The organism is Pseudomonas caricapapayae, assembly GCF_001400735.1.
In the GTDB taxonomy this organism is placed as follows: domain Bacteria; phylum Pseudomonadota; class Gammaproteobacteria; order Pseudomonadales; family Pseudomonadaceae; genus Aquipseudomonas; species Aquipseudomonas caricapapayae.
Map to the genome: position 1 here is coordinate 40,455 of NZ_LJPW01000133.1, position 6,826 is coordinate 47,280.

3 protein-coding genes are annotated in these 6,826 nt (G+C 59.2%); 2 read left to right on the forward strand and 1 reads right to left on the reverse strand.

Annotated features, from left to right (window positions below; translation table 11 throughout):
• Window positions 1–95: 95 nt before the first annotated feature.
• The gene (locus ALO80_RS18455; RefSeq protein ID WP_054987935.1) at window positions 96–1,034 is read left to right on the forward strand and encodes an aspartyl/asparaginyl beta-hydroxylase domain-containing protein; all 939 of its coding nucleotides are present in this window, start codon (window positions 96–98) and stop codon (window positions 1,032–1,034) included.
• A 55-nt stretch (window positions 1,035–1,089) separates the two neighbouring features.
• Here ALO80_RS18455 and ALO80_RS18460 read toward each other — a convergent pair whose 3' ends face one another.
• Window positions 1,090–4,563, reverse strand: a complete 3,474-nt coding sequence (locus ALO80_RS18460; RefSeq protein ID WP_055010040.1) for a hybrid sensor histidine kinase/response regulator — start codon at window positions 4,561–4,563, stop codon at window positions 1,090–1,092.
• A 242-nt stretch (window positions 4,564–4,805) separates the two neighbouring features.
• Between ALO80_RS18460 and ALO80_RS18465 the strand changes: the two genes are divergently transcribed.
• Window positions 4,806–6,680, forward strand: coding sequence for an MFS transporter (locus ALO80_RS18465; RefSeq protein ID WP_055010037.1), 1,875 nt, complete (start codon window positions 4,806–4,808; stop codon window positions 6,678–6,680).
• The last annotated feature ends 146 nt before the right edge of the window (window positions 6,681–6,826 follow it).

A 6,826-nucleotide genomic window follows, 5' to 3' on the forward strand; every position in this document is an offset into this window, starting at 1 on the left:
CTGTCCGCACGTGCCCGCGGTCCTTCATTCAGAATCATGCTTCAGTGCTGCCCGCGTGACGTTTGGCGTTATCTGCCCGCTTCAAGGAGAGCTTCATGACCCTTTCATTTGTTGCCAAGGCATCGATCCTGATGCTGTTCCTGGGCAGCACGCTTTACGTTCATCTGCGCGGTCGGGCCCGGCTGCCCCTGTTGCGGCAGTTCGTCAACCATTCGGCATTGTTTGCACCGTACAACGCACTGATGTATCTGTTTTCCCGCGTGCCGTCCGAGCCATATCTGGACCGCAGCAAATTTCCTGAACTGGACGTCCTCAAGGACAACTGGGAAACCATTCGCGACGAAGCCATGCACCTGTTCGACGAAGGCTACATTCGTGCGGCCGAGAAGAACAACGATGCGGGGTTCGGCTCGTTCTTCAAGAAGGGCTGGAAGCGCTTTTACCTGAAGTGGTACGACAAGGCACTGCCGTCTGCCGAAGCGCTGTGCCCGAAAACCGTTGAGCTGGTCAACAGTATTCCCAACGTCAAGGGCGCGATGTTCGCGCTTCTGCCGGGCGGCAGCCATCTCAACCCGCACCGCGATCCGTTCGCCGGCTCCCTGCGTTATCACTTGGGCCTGTCTACGCCGAACTCGGATGACTGCCGGATCTTTGTCGATGGCAAGGAGTACGCCTGGCGCGATGGCCAGGACGTCATGTTCGACGAGACGTACGTGCACTGGGTCAAGAATGAAACGGCCCAGACCCGGGTCATTCTGTTTTGCGACGTCGAGCGTCCGCTGACCAACCGCTTCATGACCCGTGTAAACCGTAGCGTCAGTGCCTTCCTGGGCCGTGCAACTGCTCCGCAGAACCTGGACGACGAGCGGGTGGGTGGAATCAATCAGGCGTATGCATTCAGCAAGCGTTTCAGCGATGGCTTCAGTGGCAAGGTCAAGCAGTTCAAACGGGCCAACCCCAAGGCGTATCGCGTGTTGCGCCCCGTTCTGGCTGTGGCGGTACTGACGTTGCTGGGCTATTGGTTGTTCGGTTAGGCAACAGCCTTGATCCGGTTGTTCGCTGCCGCAGCGGACAACCGCCAGCTTTTTCTCAATCCAGAGTCACATGCCGACTCAACAGCGCTCTCAGCGCTGCGGGCTTGACCGGTTTGGGCAAGTAATCGAGTCCTGCCGCATGCACCTGAGCGATCAGCTCCGGACGGCCATCGGCGCTGATCAGCACGCCGGGCACCGGTTGACCGAGGCGGGTCCTTAGCCAGGCCATGAGTTCAGTGCCGGTTTCGCCTTCATCCAGATGGTAATCCACCAACGCAATCTGCGGCCTGACGCCATTGTTCAGCAGTGTTTCGCATTCCTGGCGATTGCGAGCGGTCCAGACCTGGCAGCCCCAGCGTGACAGCAGGCTGTGCATGCCGATCAGAATGCTGTCTTCATTGTCGACACACAGCACCTGCGTACCATTCAGCGCGGGTCTGCTTACATCAGACGTCTTGTCAGGCATTGTCAATGAGGCCGCTGCCAACGGCACCCGCACGCTGAACACACTGCCTTTGCCGGTCCACGAACGCACCTGCAAGGGGTGTTCAAGGATGCGACACAGACCATCGGCAATCGCCAGCCCCAGTCCAAGCCCTTTGGCTGCGTGAGTCTTGTGGCTGTCGAGGCGCTTGAACTCTTCGAAGATCACCTGCCGCTTGTCCTCGGGAATGCCCGGCCCGCGGTCCCAGACTTCAAGGCTCAGGCTGTCGCCGTAGCGCCTGACCCCCAGCAGGATGGGACCCTTGGCATAGCGGAAAGCGTTGGTCAGAAAGTTCTGCAGGACCCTGCGCAACAGCTTGATATCACTGTCGACGCGAAGCGAACTGCCCCTGACACGAAAATTCAGACCCTGTTCCTGGGCCAGCGCCTTGAATTCGGCCCCAAGGGTGTCAAACAGCGCTTTGAGCGGGAAGGGCTGGCGGTCCGGGGTGATCTTGCCGTTTTCGAGGCGGGAGATGTCCAGCAGATCACTGATCAGGTCTTCGGCAGAACGTAGCGAGCTGTCCAGATGCTGGACGAGTTGCTGAGCGTCGCTGGAGATCCCGTCTTGCTGATGTGAGAGCGCAGCAGAAAACAATCGTGCAGCATTCAATGGCTGCATCAGGTCATGGCTGACGGCAGCCAGAAACCGGGTTTTCGATTCATTGGCGGCTTCGGCAGTGCCTTTGGCTTCAGTCAGCGCCTGGTTGAGCTGCGACAATTCGTGGGTCCGGGCGGCCACCCGCTGCTCAAGGCTTTCGTTGACGCCCTTGAGGGCCTGCTCGGCGGCGCGGAACGCGGTAATGTCGGTGAAACTCATGACGAAACCGCCACCGGGCATCGGGTTGCCGATCAGTTCGATCACCTGACCATTGGGAAACAGCCGCTCCGAGGTGTGAGCGCGGCCCTGGCGCATCCAGTGCAGGCGTCGCGCCACATGAACTTCGGCCTCTCCCGGTCCGCACAGACCTCGTTCTGCGTTGTAGCGGATGATGTCGGCAATCGGCCGGCCGACGCCAATCAGCCCTTCGGGATAATTGAACAGCTCCAGGTAGCGACGATTCCAGGCCACCAGCCTCAAGGACTGATCGACGACACTGATGCCTTGGGTAATGTTTTCAATGGCTCCCTGCAGCAGGGCACGGTTGAACTGCAAGACTTCGGACGCTTCGTCGGCGATGCGTACGACGTCTTCCAGTTGCATGTCACGACCTTCGATAGCCGCCTTGACCACGGCGCGCGTCGAAGAGGTGCCCAGTACGCCTGCCAGCAGCCGCTCAGTGTGCGCGATCCATTCGCCGTCGGCATTCTGGCTGGGATTGAAGCCCTTGCCTTGTCGGTAGGCGAAGCGAATGAAGCTCTGGCGCGCGCGGTCTTCACCGACAAAGCGTGCCGAGAGGCTGAGCAGGTCGTCTATCTGGACAGCCAGCAGCGGACGGCTGAAGTCGCGCCCCTGGGTTTCCTGGCCAATGAAACGACCCGCTTGCCAGTGCTCCGCCACTCGCGTGCGTGACAACATCGACACCCAGGCGAACAGAGTGCAGTTGCCGGCCATCGACAGCACGACGCCTTGAGTCATTGGCGAGATCGGCAGATCGAACGGGTTGCTGTGCAGCCAGGAAAGTAGCGGGAAATTGCTCAGTGACCAGCCCATGCCATGCGCTGCGACCGGCAGCACCAGGGTGTAGAACCAGATGAAGATTCCCGCCGCCAGTCCCGCAAATACGCCACGCCGATTGGCCTGCTTCCAGTACAGCGCACCGAACATGGCCGGGGCCAGTTGGGTGATCGCGGCGAAGGCGATCTGGCCGATGGTCGCCAGACTGGCTGTCGACCCCAGCATCCGGTAGCTGACATAGGCCAGCAGGAGAATCATCACAATGCTGATGCGCCTTACCGACAGCATCCAGTGACGAAACGCTTCGAACGGCCGCTCGGTGTTTTTGCGTCTTAGCAGCCACGGCAGCAGCATGTCGTTGGAGACCATCGTCGACAGCGCCACGCAGGCAACGATTACCATGCCGGTTGCCGCCGATGCACCGCCGATGAAGGCCAGCAGGGCAAGTGAAGGGTGAGCGTGTGCCAGTGGCAGGCTGATCACGAACGAGTCGGGCAGCATGGACGCTGGCAACAACATCTGCCCGGCCAGTGCGATCGGCACGACGAACAACGCGGCCAGCGCCAGATAGGCCGGGAACACCCATTTGGCGAGATTAAGGTCCTGAGGCTCGATGTTTTCTACCACTGTGACGTGAAACTGCCGAGGCAGACAGACGATAGCCATCATCGCCACACCGGTTTGCACGAACATCGACGGCCAGTTGATCGTGTCTTGCCAGTATTCCTCCAGGCGCGGCGCGAGCCTGGCCTGATTGAACAGGTCGTCAAACCCGTCATACAGACCGAACGTGACGAACACGCCGACTGCCATGAACGCAAACAGCTTGACCAGCGCCTCGAAGGCAATGGCCAGCACCATGCCGCGATGGTGTTCGGTGACGTCCAGATTACGCGCGCCGAAGACGATGGTGAACAACGCAAGGATCAGCGACACCACCAGCGCGGTATCCTGAGCGCGGGTGCCGGTGGAGTCGGCCACCGCACCAATGAGAATATTCACGCCCAGCACGATGCCTTTTAGTTGCAGCGCGATATACGGCAGCATGCCGATCAGGCAGATCAACGCCACCATGACCGCCAGTGGCTGGGACTTGCCGTAGCGTGCTGCGATGAAGTCGGCAATCGAGGTAATGTTTTCCTGCTTGCTGATCAACACCATCTTCTGCAACACCCAGGGTGCCAGCACCATAAGCACGATGGGGCCCAGATAGATCGGCAGGAACGACCACAACTGTTCGGCGGCCTGGCCCACTGCGCCGAAAAACGTCCAGCTGGTGCAGTAAACCGCCAGCGACAGGCTGTAGACCCAGGCGCGCATGGTCGGGCGCAGCGATGCGCTGTACCGGTCGCCGTAAAAGGCGATGGCGAACATGATGGCCATATAGGTAAGGGCAACGGCCGCAATCAGCCCGCTGGACAGCGACATATAAAAATCCACACCGTATCGATAGCGCGCAGTCTCGCACGATGGCCGCGCTTCGTCTTTGTCGACCAAGGTCGAGCGTGGCAGGGTGTCGCAGACGTTGCACAACGCCCAGATCGATAAAAAAAGCGCATTGGCGTTTTGTAAAAAGAAATGTCCTATCGACATTCGGCAGAGTTACGTCTTCAATGTGCCTCGGATTGGCGGCTGCGTCAGTTCGCCCCAGCCTCTCAGGACCACGGACGATGAGCCAACAGTCGCAATTCAGCTTGCTCGGGAAACGCCGTTTCCTGCCGTTTTTCATCACGCAGTCCCTCGGGGCGTTCAATGACAATATCTTCAAGCAGTCATTGATCCTCGCCATCCTTTACAAGCTCAGCATCGACGGCGACCGTTCGATTTACGTCAATCTGTGTGCTTTGCTGTTCATCCTGCCGTTCTTTCTGTTCTCGGCGCTGGCCGGGCAATTTGGCGAGAAGTATCCCAAGGACACGTTGATCCGCATTATCAAGTTCGGAGAGATCGTCATCATGGCAGTCGGCGCTGCGGGTTTTCTGTTCAATCATCTTGAATTGATGCTGGCGGCGCTGTTCGCCATGGGCACGCATTCTGCACTGTTCGGACCGGTCAAGTATTCGATTCTGCCGCAGCACCTGCGCGAGAGCGAGCTGGTCGGCGGTAACGCGCTGGTCGAGATGGGCACCTTTCTGGCCATTCTGGCTGGCACCATCAGTGCGGGCGTGATGATGTCTTCTTCGCACTATGCCTGGGTAGTTGCGGCCGCTATCGTGCTGGTCGCCTGCCTGGGGTTCGTTGCCAGCTTCGGTATCCCGCGCGCGACTGCCGCCTCGCCTGAGATGAAACTCAACTGGAATATTTTCACCCAGTCGTGGGCGACCCTGCGCATGGGGCTGGGGCAGACGCCCGCCGTGTCGCGCTCTATTGTCGGCAACTCCTGGTTCTGGTTTGTCGGTGCTATCTACCTGACGCAGATCCCCGCTTACGCCAAGGAGTGGATGTATGGCGACGAAACGGTTGTTACGCTGATCCTGACCGTGTTCTCCATTGGCATCGCGCTGGGCTCGCTGCTTTGCGAGCGGTTATCCGGACATAAAGTCGAAATCGGGCTGGTGCCCTTCGGCTCGATGGGGCTGACGATTTTCGGTCTGCTGCTGTGGTGGCATTCCGGTGCTTTCCCGCAGAACGTGCAGGCCAACGACTGGCTGGCGGTCCTTTCCTACGGACAGGGCTGGCTGGTGTTGTTCGATATTCTGGGCATCGGTGTGTTCGGCGGCTTTTATATCGTGCCGCTGTACGCGCTGATCCAGTCGCGTACGCCGGTGAAAGAGCGCTCTCGCGTGATTGCCGCCAACAACATTCTCAACGCACTGTTCATGGTGGTTTCGGCGATTGTTTCGATCCTGCTGCTAAGCTTCGCCAAATTGTCGATTCCGCAGCTTTTTCTGGCGGTGTCGTTGATGAACATCGCGGTCAATATCTACATCTTCAAGATCGTCCCCGAGTTCACCATGCGCTTCATGATCTGGCTGCTTGGCCATTCCATGTACCGCGTCGAACACCGCGACCTGGGCCGGATTCCGGACGAGGGCGCTGCACTGCTGGTCTGTAACCATGTGTCCTTTGTCGATGCATTGCTGATTGCCGGTGCGGTGAGACGTCCCATCCGCTTCGTCATGTACTACAAGATCTACCAGTTGCCGGTCCTCAATTTTATCTTCCGCACCGCCGGAACCATCCCGATTGCCGGGCGTAATGAAGACATGGACATCTACGAGAAGTCGTTCAAGCGCATCGCCCGGTACCTCGCGGAAGGCGAACTGGTGTGCATCTTCCCGGAAGGCAAACTGACGACCGACGGCGAAATCAGCGGCTTCAAGAGCGGCATGAGCCGCATCATCCAGGAGACCCCGGTGCCGGTCATACCACTGGCATTGCAAGGCCTGTGGGGCAGCTTCTTCAGCCGTGATCCGAGCAAGACCCTGTTTCGCCGCCTGTGGTCGCGCGTCGTGCTGGTTGCCGGTTCGCCCATTGCAGCCGATGTGGCAACGCCCGTGGATGTGCGCGAAGAAGTGAAAGCGCTGAGAGGAAAAGTGCAGTAGCGCGCCCGTATGGCTGACGTGCCAATCACTCCGCGTTGGCACGATAGTCATCCGTGCCTTCAGCCAAACTGCTCTAAAACGCTTTTCAACCGCGATCGCACAGACGACGCAGAGTGCGACTTAAGTGACGGCTGAGTCCTGGCGCT

What these genes read in the sequence shown, in the direction of transcription:
- ALO80_RS18455 (WP_054987935.1), top strand. Translation starts at nt 96, where the DNA reads ATGACCCTTTCATTTGTTGCCAAGGCATCGATCCTGATGCTGTTCCTG.
- ALO80_RS18460 (WP_055010040.1), bottom strand. Translation starts at nt 4,563, where the DNA reads ATGTCGCTGTCCAGCGGGCTGATTGCGGCCGTTGCCCTTACCTATATG.
- ALO80_RS18465 (WP_055010037.1), top strand. Translation starts at nt 4,806, where the DNA reads ATGAGCCAACAGTCGCAATTCAGCTTGCTCGGGAAACGCCGTTTCCTG.